This window comes from Catenuloplanes niger, assembly GCF_031458255.1.
In the GTDB taxonomy this organism is placed as follows: Bacteria; Actinomycetota; Actinomycetes; order Mycobacteriales; family Micromonosporaceae; genus Catenuloplanes; species Catenuloplanes niger.
On the sequence record NZ_JAVDYC010000001.1, the window covers coordinates 2,048,267 to 2,069,539 of the forward strand.

Sequence of the window (21,273 nt, forward strand, 5' to 3'; positions counted from 1 at the left end):
GAGGCGGCCCATATGACCCTTGACGTTCCTTACCGGTCAATTGCGGACATGTTGCTCCAGCGGGTGGCGAAGACGCCCGACCGGCACGCGTTCGCCCATCCGAGCGCGGACGATTCCGGCCCGGTCTGGCTGAGCTGGGCGCAGGTCGGCGAGCGGACCTCCGCGATCGCGGCCGGCGTGCGGGCGCTCGGCATCGGCGGCGAGGACCGGGTCGCGATCCTCTCCACCACCCGCCTCGAGTGGGTGCTCGCCGACCTCGGCGTGATGCTCGCCGGCGGCGCCACCACCACGGTCTACCCCACCACGGAGCCGGCCGACGCCGCGTTCATCGTCGGCGACTCCGGCTCCAAGGTGCTGATCGCGGAGAACCCGGAGCAGGCCCGCAAGATCATCGGTGCCGACCTGCCCGCGCTCACCCACGTCGTCCTGATCGACGGCGAGCCGGACGCGGCCGCGGCCGTACCGCAGCTCACGCTCGCCGACCTGGAGGCGACGGGCCGGGCCACGCTGGCCGCGGACCCGTCGCTGATCGAGCGCGTGGTCGCGAACATCGCGCCGGAACACCTGGCCACGCTGATCTACACGTCCGGCACCACCGGCCGACCCAAGGGCGTGGAGCTGCTGCACCGCGGCTGGACCTGGGAGGGCGTGGCGCAGGCGCAGCTCGGCCTGCTGCTCGAGACCGACCTGCAGTACCTCTGGCTGCCGCTGTCCCACTCGTTCGGCAAGTCGCTGATCTGCGGCATCATCCACGTCGGCGTGCCCACCTACGTGGACGGCCGGGTCGACAAGCTGATCGACATGCTCGCGGTGATCCGCCCGACGCTGATGTGCTCCGCGCCCCGGGTCTACGAGAAGGTCTACAACAAGGCCGTCACCAACGGCACCGGTGCCGGCGGACTGAAGGCGAAGATCTTCACCTGGGCCGTCTCGGTCGGCAAGGAGAAGGTGGCGCACGAGCAGACCGGCATGGCGGTGCCGGCCACGCTGCGCGCCAAGTACGCGGTCGCGGAACGGCTGGTCTTCAGCAAGCTCCAGGCCCGGCTCGGCGGCCGCATGCGCGCGCTGGTCTCCGGCTCCGCCGCGCTCAGCCCGCAGATCGCCGAGTTCTTCGCGGCCGCGAACCTGCCGATCCTGGAGGGCTACGGCCTCACCGAGTCCAGCGCCGCCAACTTCGTCAACCGGCCGGAAAAGGTCAAGATCGGCACGGTCGGCAAGGCGCTCGGCGACCTGGAGTGCCGCATCGACTCCGACGGCGAGGTGCTGCTGCGCGGCACCCCCGTGATGCGCGGCTACCACAACCTCCCGGAGGAGACGGCCGCCGCGTTCACCGAGGACGGCTTCTTCCGCACCGGCGACATCGGCGAACTCGACGCGGACGGCTTCCTGAAGATCACCGACCGCAAGAAGGACCTGGTCAAGACGTCCGGCGGCAAGTACGTCGCGCCGTCGCACATCGAGGGCATGTTCAAGGCCATCTGCCCCTACACCTCACAGGTCGTGGTGATCGGCCAGTCCCGCAACTTCTGCACCATGCTGATCGCCCTCGACCCGGACGCCATCACCGCGTGGGCCGCCGGTGGCCCGCACGCCGGCAAGCCGTACGCCGACATCGCCGCCTCCCCCGAGGTCAAGGCCATGGTCGACGACTACGTCCGCCAGCTCAACGACCAGCTCAACCGCTGGGAGACCATCAAGAAGTACACGATCCTGCACCGCGACCTGACCATCGAGGACGGCGAGATGACCCCGTCCCTGAAGATCAAGCGTCGCGTCGTCGAGGCCAACTTCTCCGACGAGATCGAAACCATGTACGAGGGCTCCCTGGCCCACCTCTGACCACCCCCGACCCGGTCCGGCCCCGAGGCCGGACCGGGCCCGTCCCGCACGACGCGCTGCGACGGCGCGACCGGGTCACCGCCGAGGTGGCCATCGCCCCGGTCCCATCGCCCCGGTCCCAGCGCGCCTGCTACGACCGCGAGAGCTCGAGACACACGTCGCAACGCCACCTTGATCCGTCTGGCTCGCCGCCGCTGCGACGTGGTGTTCGCCATGCTCCGCGACGCATGGGCCCCCGCCGGCCACCGGCGCCCGGGACCGCACGAGATCAGCTCCACGCGCCCATGGCCACCGTGACGAGCACCAGAAAGGGCGATGACGCGTAAGCCACCGGCGCGAGTACGCGCCACCGCACACCACCGCCTTGACCAGCACGTCTCCGGCATTCCCGGCCGAGCCCACGCGGCCGCGCCGCGACCGCCCCACTCGAAGGAAGCCGGCCGTGGCCCGGCGCGGCACGTGAGGCCCTCGACGCATGGCCCCGCTCCCTGCGCAACCCCCATCACCGGCTGTTCGACCCGGCATACGGCTGCGGCGTCCTCGCCTGCTGCCCCGACTCGGTCGAGCTGCGCCGCATTCTGCACATCGTCATCCACGTCCCACCCCGGCTCGGCGCCCGCACACTCCGCCGCCGCATCCCCGAACTCGACGACCGGTGGTGACGGCGAGCCTTACCCCTCCGGCTCGATCTGCGGCCCACCCACCGGAACCATTGCGGCCCACCCAGCGGGGACCGGTCCGCCCGAGACCGGTCCGCCCGAGACCGGTCCACCCGAGACCGGTCCACCCGAGACCGGTCCGCGACCTGTCCCGAAATCGCGGTTGACGGAGATCACTCACACGGTCGGCGCCTCGTCCGGCCACCTCCGCAACCGCACGCGTCGAACTCGGCCGGGCGGCAGCGAACCCAGGAGCCGCGCGGGGCTGCGGGCCGGTCGACTGCCCGGTGCGTGTCGCCAACCGGAGCCGGGCGCTTCGCGCCCGAAATTTCGCGTTATAAGCGCCAACTGCTCGGTAGCTCACCAGCGGAGTCCGGATCGCTTGCCGCCCACCACGGGCCACCAGCGCCCAACGATCATTGACCGATACAAAAAGTAGGTCAACTTCGATATTTGATCTACCTTTCGTATCGGTCAATGATCCATCCCGCGGGTTGGGTGCGGAGCGGGGGCGGACGCGGGTCGCAAGGCGTGATGGGCTCGGTCCGTCGACGGTCGGGCGCTTGCCGGACATTCGGCATATCGGGCGAGACACGAAGTTTGTGCGTGACCAGGGCTGAAAGCCGAGAGCCGGGAGCCGGGAGCCGGGAGCCGGGAGCCGGGAGCCGGGAGCCGGCGTGAGGGAATCACGGAACCGATGAACCGGCGAACGTCATCGGGCAGGCTATGCAGCCGACCGCGAGCAGCTCCGGCCAGCCGCCGACCGGACGAGCCGCCGGCCGAACCGACCGGCGACAGCAGCGGTCAACCGCTGATCAGGGAGTTGATCAGGGCAATGCTGCCGGCCGAGACGGTGATCGGGTGAATCGCCGGCCGACACGAACCGGCGGCTCCGGGCCGGCCCGGGAGCGGATGCAGCCGAAGCGCCCCCAGCCGGCGCGACCCGGCGGAAGCGAAGCCGTCGACCAGCCGGAGACCGGGCGGAAGCGAAACACTCGCCCAGCTGGTGGTCGGGTGGGACGAAGCGTAATTCGGCTGGCGATCGGAGGGACCCAAGCGCCCGCCACCCCGTGGTCGGGTGGCCCTCAGCGTCAGTCAGCCCGCGGTCGGACGGGATGAAGCGTAAATCAGCTGGCGATCGGTGGGACCCAAGCGTCAGCCGGCCTGCGGTCGGGTGGGAGCGAAGCGTCAGCCAACCGGCGATCAGATGGGACCGAGGCGCCAGCCAGACGGTGGGTAGGGCGGCCAAAGCCGAAGCGTCGGTCAGCTGGCGGTGGGGTGGAACTGGGGGGTGGGCTGGGCGTCGTCGGGTGGGAGGGAGGGGTGTGGGGTCTGTAAGCCGGCGATGACCGTGTCGATGAGGAAGCGGAAGCTGCGGTCGACGTCGCTGGGGAGGCCGAAGCCGCCGGCGGTCTCGATGGCGGTGAAGCCCTGGAGTGCGGCCCGGAACGCGCGGGCCGCGTCGACTGCGCGGGCGCCGTGCAGGTCGAAGCCGGCCAGCACGTCGTAGAGCAGTTGCAGGAGGTCGTTGGTGACGCGGAGGTTCTCCTCGTCGCCGGGGGCGGGCAGGCGGTCGCCGGCTGCGTACCGGCCGGGGTGGTCGAGGGCCCAGCGGCGCCACGCGTCGGCGAACGCGCGGCCCGCGTCGGCGCCGGACCGGCCGGCGGTCGCCCGGGCGAGTGCCTGCCCGAGCTCGGCCTTGGCCTGGATGGAGATGCCGCGGTGCAGCGCCTCCAGGTTCTCGACGTGCTTGTAGAGCGAGGGGGTGCGCACGCCGAGCCGCTCGGCCAGCAGGCCCATGGTGAGGCCGGCCAGGCCGACCTCGTCGGCGAGGGCGGCGCCGGCCGCGACGACCGTGGCACGGTCCAGCCCGGCCCTAGGCACGGGCCGTGCTCAGGAAGGACAGCATCGCGGTGACCACCTCTGCCGGGTACTGGACGTGCGGGTAGTGGCCCGCGCCCTCGATCATCTCAAGACGCCCGAGGCCGGCGGGGAGCGCGGCCACGATCGCCTCACCCTCGGCGCGCGGCGAGGCCCAGTCGGGGTCGAGCGTGCCCTGCACGACCAGCACCGGGCAGCGGACGTTGGCGAGCTGGGCGCCGGCGTCGGCGGGCGTGGTCTGGCCCATCTTCTGCAGCGCCTTCATCCGGCCGGGCTGGCGCAGCATCGCCTCGATCTCGGCCAGGCGCGCGTCCCAGTCGGCCGGCTTGCGACCCGGGTGGGCGATGTCCAGGTATTTCTTCCACTGGCCGACGCTGCCGAACAGGCCGGCGCCGAGCAGCGCGGTCATGCCGCGGCGGAAGCGGGCCACGCCCAGGTCGCCGAACGCGATCGACTGCGGGCGGGTGAACGGCGCCAGCTCCACGACGGCGGTGATCAGTGCCGGGGTGGTGGCGGCGGCGATCGTGGCGGCACCGCCGGAGATGGAGTGGCCGACCAGCACGGCCGGGCCGCCCAGGTGGGTGATCAGCGCGATCAGGTCGCCGGCGATGTCGGTGCGCGAGTAGGACGGCCACTCCGCGCTGGACTCACCGGTGCCGCGCAGGTCCGTGACGGCGACCCGGTAACCGGCGTCGACCAGGGCAGGAGCGACGAAACGGTACGCCGCGCGACTGTCGCCCATGCCGTGCGCCAGCACGATCAGCGGGCCGCTCGCGCCGGTCACCTCGTAGGCCAGCGTGCCACCGTCGACGTTCAGGAACTCGGTCATCTCTACCTCCGAAGAATGGCTAAGTGCGTTAGCTACAAGTTAATGCAATTAGCCAACCGCGTCAAGCGGAGATCGACCAAGGTCGCCAATACCCACAAAACGGGCAGCGCGCGGCGAGTTCGATGGTGACCCACGACGAGTCGAACAAAAGGAGTGCGCGGCTTCGGACGTGACCGGGCCGCGCGCCGAGGGAGGCCGGGAGGGGCGTCAGCGGCCGCGGGTGGAGAACTCGCGGACCGCGATCGCGTAGTCGCGCGGCTCGAGCGTCCAGGCGTCCGGGGCGCCGGGGGCGCTGTTGCGGTTGAGCTGGGCCTGGAGCGTGTCGACGGCGGCGGAGAGGCCGCTGAACGGCCGGGTCCGCCAGAGATGTTCACCCGCGGGGGCCACCTGGAAGAGGTCGTCCTCGATCAGGACCAGGCCGGCGCCGGAGAGCCGCTGCAACGCGGTCTCGACCTCGGCGCGCTGCGGGAGGCTGCGGTGCAGGAAGTCGGCGGCGGAGAGGACGTCCGCGAGCGTGGCGCCGGCGGCGGGCAGGCCGATGGCCGAGGCGCGGTCACGTTCGGTGCGGTCGGCGATGACCACCGCAACGAAGATCCACGCGTCGGTCCAGCTCCAGCCAACGTCCCCCATGACGACATGATGCCTTGATCACCCGAGACTCGTGAAGGAAGTGTGACTCGGCGATCATCGACATGACGATCCCTCGACGAACCGGTGACACGCTCCGGGCTGCCTGACCACTCAGGCAGCCCAGGGTGACATCGAAGCAGTTGGATCATTCCGAATTGATCACTGCCCGGCGGGCGTGTCCCGGATCATCAGCCGCGGCAGGAACCACTGGGTGAGCGGGCCGATCGCGAGCGCGTAGGCGATCGTGCCGAGACCGACCGCGCCGCCGAGCAGCCAGCCGAGCGCCAGCACGGTCACCTCCACCGCGGTACGGACCAGGCGGATCGAGCGGTGCGGATTGCGCGCCACGTACCCGGTCATCAGGCCGTCGCGCGGGCCGGGGCCGAGCCGCGCGCCGATGTAGAGGCCGGTGGCGAACGCGTTCAGCGCGATGCCACCGCTCAGGAACGCGATCCGCACCCAGAGCGGCGCCGGCGTGGGCAGCAGCGCCAGCGCGAGGTCGACGACCAGGCCGATCACGATCACGTTGCTGACCGTGCCGACGCCGGGGCGCTGCCGCAGCGGGATCCAGAGCAGCAGCACGATCGCGCCGACCACGATCGTGACGGTGCCGAACGAGAGCCCGGTCCGCAGCGCCAGGCCCTGGTGGAACACGTCCCACGGGTCCAGGCCGAGATGCGACTCGATCATCAAAGCCATGCTCACGCCGTACGCCACGAGGCCCGCCTGGAGCTGGGTGAAGCGACGGCCGAAGCGGTCACGGAGCGCGAGTGGCGTGCCGAGCGAGTTGCTCACGGTGGTCATGAGTGCCACTCTGGTGGCCAATACGTCGCGATCAAAGGTCCAATTTCCCGGAGGTGGCTCATGTCGGTGGTGATCCGGGGCAGCCAATTGGCCCGGATGCTCGGCCAATGGCATCCGTTGCCCGGCACCCGGCGCAGCCCGGAGTACGCGGCGCTGGCCCAGGCCGTCCGCGGTCTGCTCTCCGACGGGCGGCTCGCGCTGGGCGTCCGGCTCCCGGCCGAGCGGGAGCTGGCCGAGGCGCTGTCGATCAGCCGCACCACGGTCACCGCGGCCTACCGGGAGCTGCGCGAGACCGGCCACCTGGCCAGCCGCCGCGGCGCCGGCAGCTGGACCACGCTGCCGTCCGGCCACCGGGTCAGCACCAGCGGCCTGTGGACGCCGACCGACACGCTGGGCATGATCGACCTCGGCTGCGCCGCGCTCCCGCCACCGCCGCAGCTGGTCCCGGCCGCGCGGGCCGCCGCCGAGGCGCTGCCGTGCTACCTGGGCGACGCCGGCTACCACCCGACCGGCATCATCGAGCTGCGCGAGGCCGTCGCGGAACGCTTCCGGGCCCGCGGCCTGCCCACCAGCCCGGAACAAATCATGATCACCAGCGGTACGCAGCAGGCGCTGGACCTCGTGCTCCGGCACCACCTCGCGGTCGGCGCCGGCGTACTGGTGGAGTCGCCGACCTATCCGAACGCGCTGGCCGCGCTGGCCGCCCGCCGCGCCCGGATCGGCACGCACGGCCTCGACCCGGCCGCCGGCTGGGACTCGGAGCTGCTGTTCAGCACGCTCAGGCAGACCCGGCCGAAGCTCGCGTACCTGATCCCCGAGTTCCAGAACCCGACCGGTCGGCTGATGCCCCTCGAGCTGCGCGAACGCCTCGCCTCGGTGGCCCACGCGACCGGCACGGACGTGGTCTCGGACGAGTCCTTCGTGGAGCTTCCGCTGGACGGCACGCCGATGCCACCGCCGGTCGCCGCGTTCGACCGGCACTCGCGGGTGCTGACCATCGGCGGCATGAGCAAGCCGTACTGGGGCGGTCTGCGGATCGGCTGGGTTCGCGCGTCCGCCCCGGTGGTCCAGCGGCTGGCCGCGGCCCGGGTCGGCGTGGACATGGGCAGCCCGGTCATCGACCAGCTGGTCGCGGTGCAGCTGCTGCGGCAGAGCGACGAGATCGTCACCGCCCGCCGCCGCCAGCTCGCGGAGCAGCGCGACGCCCTGGTCGCCGCGGTCCGTTCGACGTTCCCGGAGTGGCGCGTGGTCGTGCCGTCCGGCGGCGTCTCGCTGTGGGCGGAACTGGACGGCCCGGTGTCGAGCGCGCTGTCCCACGCGGCGGAGGACGTCGGGGTCCGGCTGGCCCCGGGGCCACGGTTCGGGCTGGACGGGACGCTGGAGCGCTATCTGCGGCTGCCGTTCGCGCTGCCGGCCGAGGACCTGGTCGAGGCGGTCCGCCGGATAGCGGAGATCCGCTACGACCTGGACCGCATCCGGACCGGCTCCCGCTGGCGCACGCCCGAGGTCATCACCTGACGCGCGAAGGCTGAGGGCGGCGCTCCCGACCGTACCCCCGGAAGGGTGTGATCTGGTGGGAGCGCCGCCCTCGGCGGCGGTGGGAGTGGGGTCAGCGGCCGGAGACGGCCTTGAGGTAGTCGGCGTTGAGCCGGCCGATCAGGTTGAGCGGGATGCCCTTCGGGCAGACCGTGGTGCACTCGCCGGCGTTGGTGCAGCCGCCGAAGCCGGCCTCGTCCTGGGCCTCGATCATGCTGACCACGCGGGAGGAGCGCTCCGGCTGTCCCTGCGGCATCAGGCCCAGGTGGGCGACCTTGGCCGCGGTGAACAGCATGGAGGAGCCGTTCGGGCAGGCGGCGACGCACGCGCCGCAGCCGATGCAGGTGGCGGCCTCGAACGCGGCGTCCGCGTCCGCCTTCGGCACCGGCGTGGCGTGCGCGTCCGGCGCGGTGCCGGTCGGCGCCGTGATGTAGCCACCGGCCTGGATGATCGTGTCGAACGCGCCGCGGTTGACCACCAGGTCCTTGATCACCGGGAACGCGGCGGCCCGCCACGGCTCGATGGTGATCGAGTCACCGTCGTTGAAGTGACGCATGTGCAGCTGGCAGGTGGTGGTGGCCCGCTCCGGGCCGTGCGCCACGCCGTTGATCATCATGCCGCACATGCCGCAGATGCCCTCACGGCAGTCGTGGTCGAACGCGATGGGGTCGTCGCCCTCGAGGATGAGGCGCTCGTTGAGGACGTCGAGCATCTCCAGGAAGGAGGCGTCCGGGGAGATGTCGGTGACCTCGTACGTCACCATCCGGCCCTTGTCCTCGGGGCCCTTCTGACGCCAGACGCGCAGCTTGAGGTTCATTACTTGTAGCTCCGCTGGGTGGGGTGGACGTACTCGAAGTTGAGGTCTTCCTTGTGCAGCGTGGGCGCCGAGCCGAAGCCGGCGTGCTCCCAGGCCGCGACGTACGCGAACTCGTCGTCGTGCCGGAGCGCCTCGCCGTCCTCGGTCTGGCTCTCCGCCCGGAAGTGACCGCCGCAGGACTCGGCCCGGTGCAGCGCGTCGATGCACATCAGCTCGGCCAGCTCGAAGAAGTCGGCGACGCGGCCGGCCTTCTCCAGGTTCTGGTTCAGCTCCTCGCCCTTGCCCGGCACCTTCACCCGGGTCCAGAACTCCTCGCGCAGCGCCCGGATCAGCCCGATCGCCTTGGTCAGGCCCTCCTCGGTGCGCTCCATGCCGCAGTACTCCCACATGATGTGGCCGAGCTCACGGTGGAAGGAGTCGACGGTCCGGTCGCCGTTGATGCTGAGGAACTTCTGGATCCGCTCCTCGACGTCGCGGCGGGCTTCGACCACGGCCGGGTGGTCGGCGCCGATCTTCTCGTACGGCCCGGACGCCAGGTAGTTGCCGAGCGTGTTCGGCAGCACGAAGTACCCGTCCGCCAGGCCCTGCATCAGCGCGGACGCGCCGAGCCGGTTCGCGCCGTGGTCGGAGAAGTTCGCCTCGCCGATCACGAACAGGCCGGGGACGTTGGACTGCAGGTCGTAGTCGACCCAGAGCCCGCCCATCGTGTAGTGCACCGCGGGGTAGATGCGCATCGGCGTGACGTACGGGTCCTCGCCGGTGATCCGCGCGTACATCTCGAACAGGTTGCCGTACTTCGCCTCGACCGCGGGCTGGCCCAGCCGCTTGATCGCGTCCGCGAAGTCCAGGTAGACGCCGAGCCCGCCGGGGCCGACGCCACGGCCCTCGTCGCAGACGTTCTTGGCGGCCCGGGACGCGATGTCGCGCGGCACCAGGTTGCCGAACGCCGGGTAGATGCGCTCCAGGTAGTAGTCGCGCTCGTCCTCCGGGATGTCCGCGGCCTCGCGGTGGTCACCGGCCTTCTTCGGCACCCAGACCCGGCCGTCGTTGCGCAGCGACTCGGACATCAGCGTGAGCTTGCTCTGGTGCGAGCCGGACTCCGGGATGCAGGTCGGGTGGATCTGCGTGTAGCAGGGGTTCGCGAAGTACGCGCCCTTGCGGTGCGCTCGCCAGGTCGCGGTGACGTTGCAGCCCTTGGCGTTGGTGGAGAGGAAGAAGACGTTGCCGTAACCGCCGGAGGCGAGCACGACCGCGTCCGCCACCTCGGTGGTGATCTCACCGGTCACCATGTTGCGGACCACGATGCCGCGCGCCTTGCCGTCCACGATGATCAGCTCGAGCATCTCGTGCCGCTCGTGCATCTCCACGTTGCCGGCCGCGATCTGCCGCTCCAGCGCCTGGTACGCGCCGAGCAGCAGCTGCTGACCGGTTTGGCCCCGGGCGTAGAACGTGCGGGACACCTGGGTGCCGCCGAACGAGCGGTTGTCGAGCAGGCCGCCGTACTCGCGGGCGAACGGCACGCCCTGCGCCACGCACTGGTCGATGATGTTCACGCTGACCTGGGCCAGGCGGTACACGTTCGACTCGCGGGCGCGGAAGTCGCCGCCCTTGACCGTGTCGTAGAACAGGCGGTAGATCGAGTCGCCGTCGTTGCGGTAGTTCTTGGCCGCGTTGATGCCGCCCTGCGCCGCGATCGAGTGCGCGCGCCGCGGGCTGTCCTGGTAGCAGTAGGACTTGACGTGGTAGCCGGCCTCGCCGAGCGTGGCGGCGGCGGAGCCACCGGCCAGGCCGGTGCCGACCACGATCACGGTCAGCTTGCGGCGGTTGGCCGGGTTGACCAGCTTGGCGGAGAACTGCCGCCGCTCCCAGCGGGTCTCGACCGGGCCGTCCGGCGCGGCGGTGTCGGCGATCGGCTCGCCCTGGGTCCAGAACTCGGTCATCAGCCCACCAGCCCGGTCGTCACGGCGAAGGGTACGGAGAGGAAGCCTGCGGTCAGCACCAGCGAGATCACCAGCGCGACCGCCCGGGCGACGCGCTGCCCGCGCGCGGACTGCTGGCCCAGCGTGCGCAGTGCGCTCCAGATGCCGTGCCGCAGGTGGAAGCCGACCGCGACCACGGAGACCACGTAGAACAGCGTCACGTACCAGCGCTCCGGCGCGAAGTCCGCGACCACGTTGTTGTAGACCTCGCCCTCGGCGAAGTCCGGGTGCACCGTGCCGGTGGTCAGGTCGAGAATGTGATAGATCACGAAGAGCAGGATGATCACGCCGCCCCAGCGCATCGTGCGCGCGGCGTAGCTGCCCTGCACCTTGGGCCGGTGCGCGTACTTCACCGGGCGCGCCTTCCGGGCCCGGATCGTCAGCATCGTCGCGGAGACGATGTGCGCGATGACCGCGACCGTCAGGCCGATGCGCACCATCCACAGTCCCCACTGGTGGGGCAGCACGGGCGCACCGAGCTCGCGCAGCCAGTGCGCGTAGTGGTCGAAGTCCGCCGCACCCACGAAGATCTTGAGGTTGCCGACCATGTGCGCGAAGAGGTAAAGGACCAGGACGGCACCACTGACCGCCATGATGATCTTCAACGCCACAGTGGAGCGGGCGCGCGAGCGCCCGGCTGCCGGCTTGCGGGCGCCTGCGGGGCGCCCGGGACCGGCCTTCTGCCCCGTGGCCTTCTTGGCCGGGGCTGAGGTATCTACCGCCACAAACTTGACCGTAGGAACGGCGTCGGAATTCGTCCAATGCATGGGAACGATCAACTCGATAGACATAGGCTATCTGAGTGCAGCTACAGCAGCTCCGATACTTCGTCGCAGTGGCAGAACTCCGACATTTCACCCATGCGGCTGACCAGTTGGGCGTCTCACAGCCCACGCTCAGTAAGCAGATTCACACGTTGGAAATAACACTCGGCGCCCCGCTGTTCGACCGGCACCCCGGAAACGTCCGGCTGACCACGGTCGGCGAGACGCTGCTGCCGTTGGCCCGCCGCATCGTCACGGACGCGGACGCGGCCCGGCACGCGGTCCAGGAGATCGTCGGCCTGCGGCGCGGCCGGGTCCGGCTCGGCGCCACCCCGAGCCTGTGCACGTCGCTCGTCCCCGGCGTGCTCCGCAACTTCCGGGAGCACCATCCCGAGGTGGAACTGCACGTCGACGAGGGCGGCTCGCAGGACCTGGTCGTCGACCTGATCGCGCACTCGCTCGACCTGGCCCTGATCGTGCTGCCCGACCAGGGCAGCGACCCGGCGCTGCACACCGAGCAGATCCTGCGCGAGTCGCTGGTCGTGGCGTCCGTCGCCAGCGGCCCGCCGCCCACGCTCTCCGACCGGCTCGCGCTCGCCGAACTGCGCGACACCCCGCTGGTCATGTTCCGGGTCGGCTACGACCTGCGCACCGCCACCATCGAGGCCTGCCGCCGGGCCGGCTTCACCCCGCGTTACGCGGTCGAGGGCGGCGAGATGGACGCGGTGCTCGCCTTCGTCGAGGCCGGGCTCGGCGTCGCCCTGGTCCCCGGCATGGTCCTGGCCAACCGCCCGCTGCTGCGCGCCACCCCGCTGGCCACGCCGGGCGTGCACCGCACGATCGCGCTGGCCCGCCGCCGCGAGTCGGTCCTGCCGCACGCCGCGACCGCGCTCCGCGAGACGCTCCTCGACTTCATCGCGGCCGGCCCGCTCCCGGCGGGCGTCACGGTCATCCAGACCCCGCCTCCGGCGAACCCCTAGAGATCGATTTTCCCGCTTCCGGCGTGGTCCGGCCCGCATGCTCCCGCGGGCTCCCGCATCCGTGTGGTCGCCTCAGCGACGGCCCCACAGCAGCCGGCAGGTGATCGGGATTCGATAGCCGCCGCCCGGTTCCGCGTGCCCGGCGGCGCCGGCGATGACGCGGTCCTCGACCGTGGCCTGATCCGCGGGGCCGAGCGCGCCGACGAATGGCCCGTACGGGCTGGTGTGCAGCACCTCGAGGAGCGCCGCCCGCCCCGCGATCCGGTAGTCGAACGTGAACGCGGCCTCCGCCACCGACGCGAACCCGGCCTCGCGCAGCAGCCGGGCCCGGTGACCGGGCGCGGCGAGGACGTCGTACGCGAACGGGTCCGGCAACGCCGCCGCGCCCGGCAGGTCGCCGACCGCGGTGTGCAGCAGTGCGATCAGCGTGTTCAGCTCGGCCCGGTCCCACACCGCCACCGAGAACGCGCCGCCGGGCCGCAGCACCCGGGCCGCCTCGGCCAGCGACGGGCGTACGTCCCGGTGGTCCTCGTAGAGGAAGGCGAAGCGGGAGACGAGCACGTCGACAGAGGCCGGACCGGCCCCGGTGTCGCTCATCGGACGCGCCTCGAAGGAGACGTCGGCGAGCCGCCGGGCCTTGGACCGGGCGAGCGCGATCATCGGCTCCGAGACGTCCACGCCCAGCAGCCGGACCGCCGGATAACGCGCCTTCACCGTGAAGCCGGGCTCGCCGGTGCCGCATCCCAGGTCGAGCACCAGCGCGCCGTCCGGTATCTCCGGCAGCCGCTCCACGATCGCAGCGGTGACCTGCTCCCGGAGATACTCGCGCTCGTCCCACTCCCGCGCGATGGTGTCGTAGTCGGGCTGTTCCGTCGTCATCGTCGTTCTCCTCCGAAAGGGTTCGCGTCCGCTGCGTCAACCCTTCCGCCGCCCGTGGTCCGCGACCATGCCGGATCGGTGCCGGAACATACGCGATCAGCCGGCCCGGCCGGTCGCGTTCTGCCGGTACCGGCCCGGTGCGATCCCGAACCGTCGCCGGAAGGCCGCGGCGAACGCGAACTCACCGGCATAGCCGACCTGCCGGGCGACGACCGCGAGCGGTTCCCCGGTCGTGCGCAGCAGCCCGGCGGCGTGGCCCAGCCGCTGATGGATCACCCAGGTCATCGGCGGCTCGCCCACGAGCTCGGCGAACCGCCTGGCGAACGCGGCCCGCGGCATCCCGGCGACGGCACTGAGCCGCCCGACCGTCCACGGCGTGGCCAGGCCGTCGTGCACCGCCCGCAGCACGGCCGCGATCGCCGCGTCCGTGACCGCCGGCACGCCGGGCGCGGCCGACCGCTCCCGCGCCCACTCCAGGCCGTGCACGAGCAGCAGGTCGACGACCGCGGGCAGGACCACGGCGGCGGCGCGCCGGTCCCGGTGGACGCCCGCGCCCACCAGGTCCACGAGCGCGCGCAGCGCGGGGTCCCGGTGCGACTCCGGGGCCGGCATCACCACGACCTCGGGCAGCGTACGGAGGTAGGGGTGCACCCGCCCCCGGTTCAGCAGGTAGCCGCCGCAAACGAGCTCGAAGTCGGCCGGGCCGGGCGCACCGGGCTCGTTCGGGTCGGCGGCCGGCAGCGCGCCGACCGGCCGCGGCGTGTCGGCGAACCCGTGCTCCGCGCCGTACGGGGAGAGGACGACGTCGCCCGGCCGCAGCGGCACCGGGCGTTGCCCCGCCGTGACCAGCCAGCCGGTGCCGTGCCGCACCACGTGGAAGCCGGCACCGTCGACGGCCGGGAACCGCAGACCCCACGGTCCCGAGCGGCGGAACAGGTGCCCGCCGGCCGCGCCGCCCGCGCGCATGGTGCCGACGATGTCGGTGATGACGTCCACCGGTCGCGGTCGCGGCTACCGAACCGGGTTCCCGGCCTCGCGGAGGGCCGTCTTGACCTGCGGGATGGTGAGCTCACCGAAGTGGAACACACTGGCGGCGAGCACCGCGTCCGCGCCGGCCTCGACCGCGGGCGGGAAGTGCGCCACCGCACCGGCGCCGCCGCTGGCGATCACCGGGATGTCGACCACCTCGCGGACCCGGCCGATCAGCTCCAGGTCGAAGCCGGCCTTGGTGCCGTCCGCGTCCATCGAGTTCAGCAGGATCTCGCCGGCGCCCAGCTCGGCCACGCGGCGGGCCCACTCGACCGCGTCCAGCCCGGTGCCGCGGCGGCCGCCGTGCGTGGTCACCTCGAAGCCGAGCTCCGGGTTGCGGCGCACGTCCAGCGACAGCACGAGCACCTGGTTGCCGAAGCGGTGGGCGATCTCCGAGATCAGCTCCGGGCGGGCGATCGCGGCCGTGTTCACGCCGACCTTGTCCGCGCCGGCGCGCAGCAGCGTGTCCACGTTCGCCACGGAGCGCACGCCGCCGCCGACGGTCAGCGGGATGAAGACCGACTCGGCGGTACGCCGGACCACGTCCAGCATCGTGCCGCGGTCGTCGGAGCTGGCCGTCACGTCCAGGAACGTCAGCTCGTCCGCACCGGCCGCGTCGTAGGCCGCGGCCAGCTCGACCGGGTCGCCGGCGTCCCGCAGGTCGGCGAAGTTGACGCCCTTGACCACCCGCCCCGCGTCCACGTCCAGACACGGGATCACGCGTACCGCCACAGTCATGCCGACGAGCCTATCGGGGCCGCGGTGACCGTCGTCGCCCGAGGTTTGACCAGGAACGGCAGCAGCACGCCCCCGATCACCAGCGCCCCGCCGAGCACGTCCGCCGCGTGCACCGGTTCGCCGAGGAAGAGCGCGGCCGACCCCATGCCGAAGAACGGCACCAGCATCGAGAACGGTGCGACCGTGGACGCGCCGTACCGCTTGATCAGCGAGCCCCACGCGCCGAACCCGCCGAGCGTGGCGACGAACGCGATGAACAGCACCGCGCCGATCGCCGGCAGGTCCGCGCCCCGGAGCGCCGCGAGGTCCGCCGCCGGGCCGTCCACGATCAGCGACAGCGCGAACAGCGGCACCGCGCCGAGCGCGCTCACCCAGACCATGAACCGCAGGCTGTCCGGCGGTGACGCCTTGCGGGTCGCCACGTTCGACAGGCCCCACGTCACGGCCGCGCCGATGACCAGCGCGAACGCGGCCGGCGGCCGGTCCGGGCCGAGCCGGGCGGCCACCACCGCGAGCCCGGCCGCCGCGACCGCCAGCCCGGCCAGCTGCACGCCGCGCGGGCGCTCGCGCAGCAGCAGCACCGCGAACAGCGTGGTGAAGACGGCCTGGCTCTGCAGCACCAGCGAGGACAGCCCGGCCGGCATGCCCGCCTCGATGCCGAAGAACAGCAGCGAGAACTTGGTGACCGCGAGCGTCAGCGCGACCGCGATCACCCACCGCCACGGCACCCCCGGACGACCCACGAAGAACAGCGCGGGTACGGCCGCGAGCCCGAACCGCAGCGCGGAGAACAGCAGCGGCGGGAAGTGGTCCAGGCCGACCGCGATGACGACGAAGTTGACGCCCCAGACCGCGGCCACGGCCACGGCCAGCGCGATGTCGCGAGGTCTCATGCGGTGATCCTCCGGCGCCGGACCGTTCAGCAACAGCGAATTGTGCTGCACCCAGGATGTACCGTCGCTACATGATCGACCTGGGTCGCCTGCGCGCGCTGCACGCCCTGGCCAGCTACGGCACCGTGCTGGCCGCGAGCTCCGCGCTGCGCTGCACGCCGTCCGCGGTCTCCCAGCAGATCGGCAAGCTGGAGCGGGAGACCGGCACCACACTCGTGGAGCGGGACGGCCGCGGCGTCCGGCTCACCGAGGCCGGCCAGGTGCTGGCCCGGCACGCCGAGTCCGTGCTGTCCGCGGTCGACGAGGCCGAGGCCGCGCTCGCCGCCCACCGCGACACCGTCACCGGCCGGCTGACCGTGGCGTCGTTCGCCACCGCGGCCCGCGCGCTGCTCCCGCACGCGCTGCACCGGCTCGCCGCCGACCACCCCGGCCTCGCCACCGGCATCGTCGAGGGCAACCCGCACGAAGGGCTGGACGCGCTCCAGCGCGGTCACGTCGACCTGTGCGTGCTGGACGACTGGCCGGAGGTCGCGCTCCACTACCCGCCCGGCGTCGCCCACCTGGAGCTGGGCCTGGACGTCGCGGACCTGATCGTGCCGAGCGGGCACCGGCTGGCCGGCCACTCACGGGTACGGCTGGCGCAGACCCGCGACGAGCGGTGGATCTCCGCACCGGCCGGCGCGATCTGCCACCAGTGGCTGCTCCGCGTGCTGCCCGGCGTCCGCCCGGACTTCCTGGTCGGCGAGTTCGAGACGCAGCTGACGCTGGTCGCCGCGGGCCTCGGCATCGCCGTCGTCCCGCGTCTGGCCCGCACCACGCTGCCGTCCGGCGTACGCGTGGTGCCGGTGACCCCGCCGCCGACCCGCCGCGTGGTGCTGGCCTGGCGCGAGGCCTCCTCGGCCCGGCCCGCGATCGGCGCGGTGATCACCGCGCTCCGCGAGGCCTGGACCGCGTACACGGCCCGCACCCCGGCATGATCCGGCGCGCGGAGCCGCCGCACCGCGAAGCCGGCCGCCGGGCGCGGGAGCGCCGCGGGTCCGGGGTCAGGCGCACGGGCTGGAGACCGCGCCGGGGGCGGTGCCGATGATCAGCGGGTCGCTGGTCAGCCGGAAGTCGAGGCGCCAGTTCGTGCAGGTCTCGCCGGGGCGCTCCGGCGGTCCGAAGCCGGGCGCCTGGCTGCTGGTGAACGAGACGGTCGCGACGTCGCCGGCCACGGCCAGCAGCCGCACGTCGACGTCCTGGGTGGTGGCGGTGTCCGCGTTGAACGTCGCGACCTGGGCCGCGTCGTGCGGGTCGACCACACCGCCGGCGGCGAAGACCCGGGTGGCGACCGTGGGGTCGTGCGCGTTGATGCCGGTGAAGTACGTGTCGAACAGCGTGGCGATCTCGACCACCCGGGCGTCGCCGGCGGCCGCGGGCGCGATCGAGACGAGACCGATCCTGCCGGGCGCCGGCTCCGGCAGTCCTTCGTCGAACGGCACCGGCTCCGCGGCGGCGGACGGCTCCGCCACCGCGGACGGTTCCGGCAGGTCGGACAACTCCGGCTGGTACGACTGCTGCGGCAGGTAGAACTGCTCCGGCGCGACGGAGGGCTCGGTGAAGACCGCGGTCGTCCCGGCGGCCGGCTCCGCGCCGGTGTCGACCAGCAGGTAGCCCGCGCCGAGCAGCCCGGCCAGCACCACCAGCGCGATCGCGGCCACCCGCCCCCGCCCGGCCGGTGCCGGGGCCCGGCGGCGTCCGCCGGGGACGAACGCCGACGCGGCCGGCCGGCCCACCCGCGCCGGGGTCGAGGGCGGGAGCGCGGGCGCGGTGCCGTCGCAGACCAGACAGCGCGGCACGGACGCGTCATTCGCCGTACCGCATTCGGGGCATCGCCATTCGATCATCAATTGCCTCCGCAGACGCGCGCATTCCTCGACCATTCGCCAACGCATTGAATAGCGTCCCCGGGTCGTCGGGCAACGCGTTATCGGACAATTCACCGGACCCGGTAACGGGTGGACCCGGACCGGTGACGACGCGCACCGGACGCCGGTCCACTCAGTCCGAAGGAACACCCCGGCAAGACGAAAAGCCCATGTCACATCGACTGCCGAGTCCGTACCGTCGGGGTCCATAAACCACTGTCGGCACTGGTGGGAGCTTATGTACGTCGAGGAAGCCAGCCCCGTCACGGCCCCGGCACCGGCCGCGCGGTTCCATCACGGCGAGCCGGAAACGGCGCTTCGCCGGGGCCCGCTGTCCGCGATCACCCGATGCCTGAGCGGCGCGGTCTACACCGTTCCGGGATTCGCGGACCGGGTGATCACGGAATTGCTCCGGGATCGTCATCGCGCTATTTCCCCGGCCGTCGACTACGACGTGGAACCGGTGCTGCGGCACGCGTTCCGGGCGCGCCGGCTGTGGCTCACGCAGCACGCCGCGGTCTGCGCGATCCTGCTGCTCGCGTTCGTCATCGCGCCCGGCCCGGCGCTCGGCCTGGTCTGCTTCGGCCTGCTGCTGACCGGTGCCGCGCGGTGGATCGGCGGCTGGCGCCCGAAGGCCTGGCAGCTGGTGCTGGCCGGCCTGGTCGCGCTGCCGCTGCTCTACGGGCTGGCCGGCTCGCTGCTCTACGGCCCCGGCGGGGCACCGACCGGGTACCCGGCCACGCCGGCCGAGTACCCGGCCACGGACCAGGGGGGCACGCGCTCGCCGTACCTGATGACGCTGTTGATCGGTGTTGCGGTCCTGATCGTCACGATCGCGGTGCGGCACACGATCCTGCGCGCGCTCACGGTCGAGCTGAGCCCGGGCCACGCGGACCGGGGCGCGGTCGTGCCCAGCCCGCGGGTGGAGGACCGGATCGCGCGGCTGTCGCTGGCCCAGCGCGGCAACATCCTGCTGCACTCCGGCGACAACCCGTTCCTCGGCGCGGGTGGCGTGCTGCGTGCCTGGTCGATGGCGATGGAGCTGAAGCCGGACGGGGACGGTGACCGGCCGGTCGCGGTGGACCCGGTCGAGCTGAACCGGTACGTCAAACGGCGGCTGGCCGCGCTGCGCGCCGGTGACCTGCGCGAGGCGGAGCAGATGTCCGGGCTGACGCTGCGCGACCAGATCGTCTCCGCGGGCGTCGGCGGCGAGGGCTGGCCGCTGGTCGACACGGGCGCGCTGGTGCCGTACTCGCACGCGACGCCGGCCGCGATGGAGTCGGTGATCCGGCACCCGCAGGCCAGCGTGCGGCACTTCCTGCGGGCCACGGTCGGCGCGAACGTGACGCCGGTGCACTCCGCGGACGGGCGCATGCTGATCCCGGGCGAGCACCACAGCATCGCGGTCTCCACGTTCACGCACATCGCGGTGGAGGGCGGCATGCTCTACGTGGAGACGGTCTCGACCGTGCTGGGACCGCTGGGCCGCCGCTACCGCCGGATCGACGGCTACCCGGCCGGCGGCGCCGTCGGTGGGCGGGCGGTGCTGGAGAGCCTGCGCGACGTCGGCGAGAACCTGGCGCTGGCACCGTTCCGGATGGCGGTGACGCTGTACCGGATGGCCGTGCTGGCGCGCGCGATGCGCCGGGCGGAGACCGAGGTGACCGAGGAGGACCTGGGCGACTTCGGCGCACGGTTCGACCTGCGGCAGGCGACGTCCGCGGCCCGGCCGGTCACCTACCTGCAGCGGCTGGACGCGGAGAAGTACACGAAGCTGATCGAGCGCCGGATCAGCGAGGCGGTGATCGGCTACCTGCGCGACGCCGGGATCGACACGTCCGAGTACGAGCGGCGGATGAACGTCTACAACAACAGCAGCGTCTTCATCAACGGCGACAACTACGGTGCGGCGGCCGCGGGCGCGGAGTCGCAGGCCGTGCGGCACGACGGTGACGGGGCGAAGAAGGGGGCGGACGACTGATGGGCGGCGTGCACATCCACGGCGACAACCACGGCGCGGCCGCGGCCGGTGATCACGCGCGGGCGATCGTCGGCGAGCGCCGGCCGGACCCGCTCGCGCCGGTGCTGTCCGCGGCCCGCCGGCTGCACATCGCGATCGACACGGTCCCGGAGGCGCTGCCCGACCCGGACGCGGCGCTGCGCGACGTGAACGCGATCGCGGCCGCGACCCAGGCCGATCCGCCGGACACGGAGGCCGCGATGGCCGCGGCCCACCGGCTGCTGGACCGGGTCACCGCGGCCGGCGCGTTCGTCGACGCCACCGCGAAGCTGCGCGCCGCCCTGGCGTCCTGAACCCGGCCGCGACGAACCGTGCGGGAGCGCCGGCGACGATCGGTGCCCGCGGGACCCGCCGCCGCCCCGGTCCCGAGCCGGAAGCGGGAAAAGAGCCGGTACGCCATGCGACGGCCCCGGAGAGCTACCGCTCTCCGGGGCCGTCGATCGGTGGCGTCACTTGAGCCAGGGGGCCTTGGCGACCACCGGGAGCGCGGCCCAGGTGGCGGCCAGGCTGTAGCGGAGGCCGGCGCCGGTGGCCGCGAGTCCCGCGATGACCAGCGCGTAGATCAGGTGGTCGTCGAGGAACGGGTTCGTCGCGATCGGCAGGCTGGCGGCCCACATCAGCACCATCATCAGCACGCCGGAGACCGCGGCGATCCGCATCCCGATGCCGAGGATCAGCGCGACACCGATACCGGCCAGGCCGGCCATGAACAGCCAGTCGAGCAGCACGTTGCCGGACATCGCGTTGAAGACACCGGCGAACGGTCCCTCGACACCGGCCAGGAAGCCCTTGGTCGGCTGCCCGCCGTTCAGCCACGCCTTCTCGCTCGGCGTCGACCGGCCGAGGCCGAACAGCTTGTCGAGGAACGCCCAGAAGAAGACGAAACCCAGTCCGACGCGGGTGACGGCCCAGGTGACCTCGCCGAGCGCGTGGTCGGCGACGGTCTTCGAAGCAACGGCGGTCCTGGTGTGCGCAACGGTCACCACTGTGATCCCCTCCCGGATCAGCCGACGACCGGCGGAACTCCCTCGGTGTTCCCATCCTCTGTCGTCACATTCATGTTCGCTGGCGGGAGGGGACGTGCAGCAG

General features: G+C 72.3%; 19 protein-coding genes. 6 read left to right on the forward strand and 13 right to left on the reverse strand.

Features of this window, described 5'->3' with window-relative positions:
- Positions 1-12: 12 nt before the first annotated feature.
- Positions 13-1,839, forward strand: coding sequence for an AMP-dependent synthetase/ligase (locus J2S44_RS08825; protein ID WP_310410584.1), 1,827 nt, complete (start codon positions 13-15; stop codon positions 1,837-1,839).
- Between the two features lie 1,922 nt (positions 1,840-3,761).
- Here the strand turns inward: J2S44_RS08825 and J2S44_RS08830 are convergent.
- The 4 genes from J2S44_RS08830 to yczE all read right to left on the reverse strand — a co-directional run bounded on the left by J2S44_RS08830 (position 3,762) and on the right by yczE (position 6,642).
- Positions 3,762-4,382 (reverse strand): TetR/AcrR family transcriptional regulator, encoded by a 621-nt coding sequence (locus tag J2S44_RS08830; protein ID WP_310410586.1) that lies wholly within the window; start codon positions 4,380-4,382, stop codon positions 3,762-3,764.
- A complete protein-coding gene (locus tag J2S44_RS08835; protein ID WP_310410588.1) occupies positions 4,375-5,208 on the reverse strand; it encodes an alpha/beta fold hydrolase in 834 nt (277 codons plus the stop codon). Before J2S44_RS08835 ends, J2S44_RS08830 begins: the two co-directional genes overlap by 8 nt.
- A 207-nt stretch (positions 5,209-5,415) precedes the next feature.
- Positions 5,416-5,838: a hypothetical protein gene (locus tag J2S44_RS08840; RefSeq protein WP_310410590.1), complete on the reverse strand. Its 423-nt coding sequence runs from the start codon at positions 5,836-5,838 to the stop codon at positions 5,416-5,418.
- A gap of 159 nt (positions 5,839-5,997) precedes the next feature.
- Positions 5,998-6,642 (reverse strand): membrane protein YczE, encoded by a 645-nt coding sequence (gene yczE, locus J2S44_RS08845; RefSeq protein WP_310410592.1) that lies wholly within the window; start codon positions 6,640-6,642, stop codon positions 5,998-6,000.
- Between the two features lie 60 nt (positions 6,643-6,702).
- On the opposite strand from yczE, the gene yczR reads away from it, so the two are divergent.
- Positions 6,703-8,160, forward strand: coding sequence for a MocR-like transcription factor YczR (yczR, locus tag J2S44_RS08850; protein ID WP_310410595.1), 1,458 nt, complete (start codon positions 6,703-6,705; stop codon positions 8,158-8,160).
- Positions 8,161-8,251: 91 nt separating this feature from the next.
- Here the strand turns inward: yczR and J2S44_RS08855 are convergent, their stop codons facing one another.
- The 3 genes from J2S44_RS08855 to J2S44_RS08865 are packed head-to-tail and all read right to left on the reverse strand — an operon-like array spanning position 8,252 to position 11,579.
- Positions 8,252-8,995 carry a succinate dehydrogenase/fumarate reductase iron-sulfur subunit gene (locus J2S44_RS08855; RefSeq protein WP_310410597.1) on the reverse strand — a complete coding sequence of 248 codons (744 nt, stop codon included), beginning with the start codon at positions 8,993-8,995 and terminating at the stop codon, positions 8,252-8,254.
- The gene (locus J2S44_RS08860; protein ID WP_310410599.1) at positions 8,995-10,935 is read right to left on the reverse strand and encodes a fumarate reductase/succinate dehydrogenase flavoprotein subunit; all 1,941 of its coding nucleotides are present in this window, start codon (positions 10,933-10,935) and stop codon (positions 8,995-8,997) included. The genes J2S44_RS08855 and J2S44_RS08860 overlap by 1 nt, the downstream gene beginning before the upstream one ends.
- Positions 10,935-11,579 carry a succinate dehydrogenase cytochrome b subunit gene (locus J2S44_RS08865; protein WP_310410601.1) on the reverse strand — a complete coding sequence of 215 codons (645 nt, stop codon included), beginning with the start codon at positions 11,577-11,579 and terminating at the stop codon, positions 10,935-10,937. Before J2S44_RS08865 ends, J2S44_RS08860 begins: the two co-directional genes overlap by 1 nt.
- A 197-nt stretch (positions 11,580-11,776) precedes the next feature.
- Here J2S44_RS08865 and J2S44_RS08870 point away from each other — a divergent pair, with 197 nt between their 5' ends.
- Entirely contained in the window at positions 11,777-12,718 is a 942-nt protein-coding gene (locus J2S44_RS08870) for a LysR family transcriptional regulator (RefSeq protein WP_310410603.1), read from the forward strand.
- A gap of 72 nt (positions 12,719-12,790) precedes the next feature.
- Here the strand turns inward: J2S44_RS08870 and J2S44_RS08875 are convergent, their stop codons facing one another.
- The 4 genes from J2S44_RS08875 to J2S44_RS08890 all read right to left on the reverse strand — a co-directional run bounded on the left by J2S44_RS08875 (position 12,791) and on the right by J2S44_RS08890 (position 16,257).
- On the reverse strand, positions 12,791-13,597 hold the full coding sequence (locus J2S44_RS08875) for a class I SAM-dependent methyltransferase (protein ID WP_310410605.1): 807 nt from the start codon (positions 13,595-13,597) through the stop codon (positions 12,791-12,793).
- Between the two features lie 96 nt (positions 13,598-13,693).
- On the reverse strand, positions 13,694-14,593 hold the full coding sequence (locus J2S44_RS08880; RefSeq protein ID WP_310410606.1) for an AraC family transcriptional regulator: 900 nt from the start codon (positions 14,591-14,593) through the stop codon (positions 13,694-13,696).
- Between the two features lie 15 nt (positions 14,594-14,608).
- The gene (hisF, locus tag J2S44_RS08885) at positions 14,609-15,364 is read right to left on the reverse strand and encodes an imidazole glycerol phosphate synthase subunit HisF (protein WP_310410609.1); all 756 of its coding nucleotides are present in this window, start codon (positions 15,362-15,364) and stop codon (positions 14,609-14,611) included.
- Entirely contained in the window at positions 15,361-16,257 is an 897-nt protein-coding gene (locus J2S44_RS08890) for an EamA family transporter (protein WP_310410611.1), read from the reverse strand. Before J2S44_RS08890 ends, hisF begins: the two co-directional genes overlap by 4 nt.
- A gap of 71 nt (positions 16,258-16,328) precedes the next feature.
- On the opposite strand from J2S44_RS08890, the gene J2S44_RS08895 reads away from it, so the two are divergent.
- Complete coding sequence (locus J2S44_RS08895) at positions 16,329-17,234, forward strand: LysR family transcriptional regulator (RefSeq protein ID WP_310410613.1); 906 nt, start codon at positions 16,329-16,331, stop codon at positions 17,232-17,234.
- Positions 17,235-17,300: 66 nt separating this feature from the next.
- Here J2S44_RS08895 and J2S44_RS08900 read toward each other — a convergent pair whose 3' ends face one another.
- Positions 17,301-18,095, reverse strand: coding sequence for a hypothetical protein (locus tag J2S44_RS08900; RefSeq protein WP_310410615.1), 795 nt, complete (start codon positions 18,093-18,095; stop codon positions 17,301-17,303).
- Positions 18,096-18,402: 307 nt separating this feature from the next.
- Between J2S44_RS08900 and J2S44_RS08905 the strand changes: the two genes are divergently transcribed.
- Both J2S44_RS08905 and J2S44_RS08910 read left to right on the forward strand, forming a co-directional pair.
- A complete protein-coding gene (locus J2S44_RS08905; protein ID WP_310410617.1) occupies positions 18,403-20,145 on the forward strand; it encodes an AbeC-like domain-containing protein in 1,743 nt (580 codons plus the stop codon).
- Positions 20,145-20,477, forward strand: a complete 333-nt coding sequence (locus tag J2S44_RS08910; RefSeq protein WP_310410618.1) for a hypothetical protein — start codon at positions 20,145-20,147, stop codon at positions 20,475-20,477. Before J2S44_RS08905 ends, J2S44_RS08910 begins: the two co-directional genes overlap by 1 nt.
- A 156-nt stretch (positions 20,478-20,633) precedes the next feature.
- Here J2S44_RS08910 and J2S44_RS08915 read toward each other — a convergent pair whose 3' ends face one another.
- A complete protein-coding gene (locus J2S44_RS08915; protein WP_310410620.1) occupies positions 20,634-21,167 on the reverse strand; it encodes a DoxX family membrane protein in 534 nt (177 codons plus the stop codon).
- Positions 21,168-21,273 lie beyond the last annotated feature (106 nt).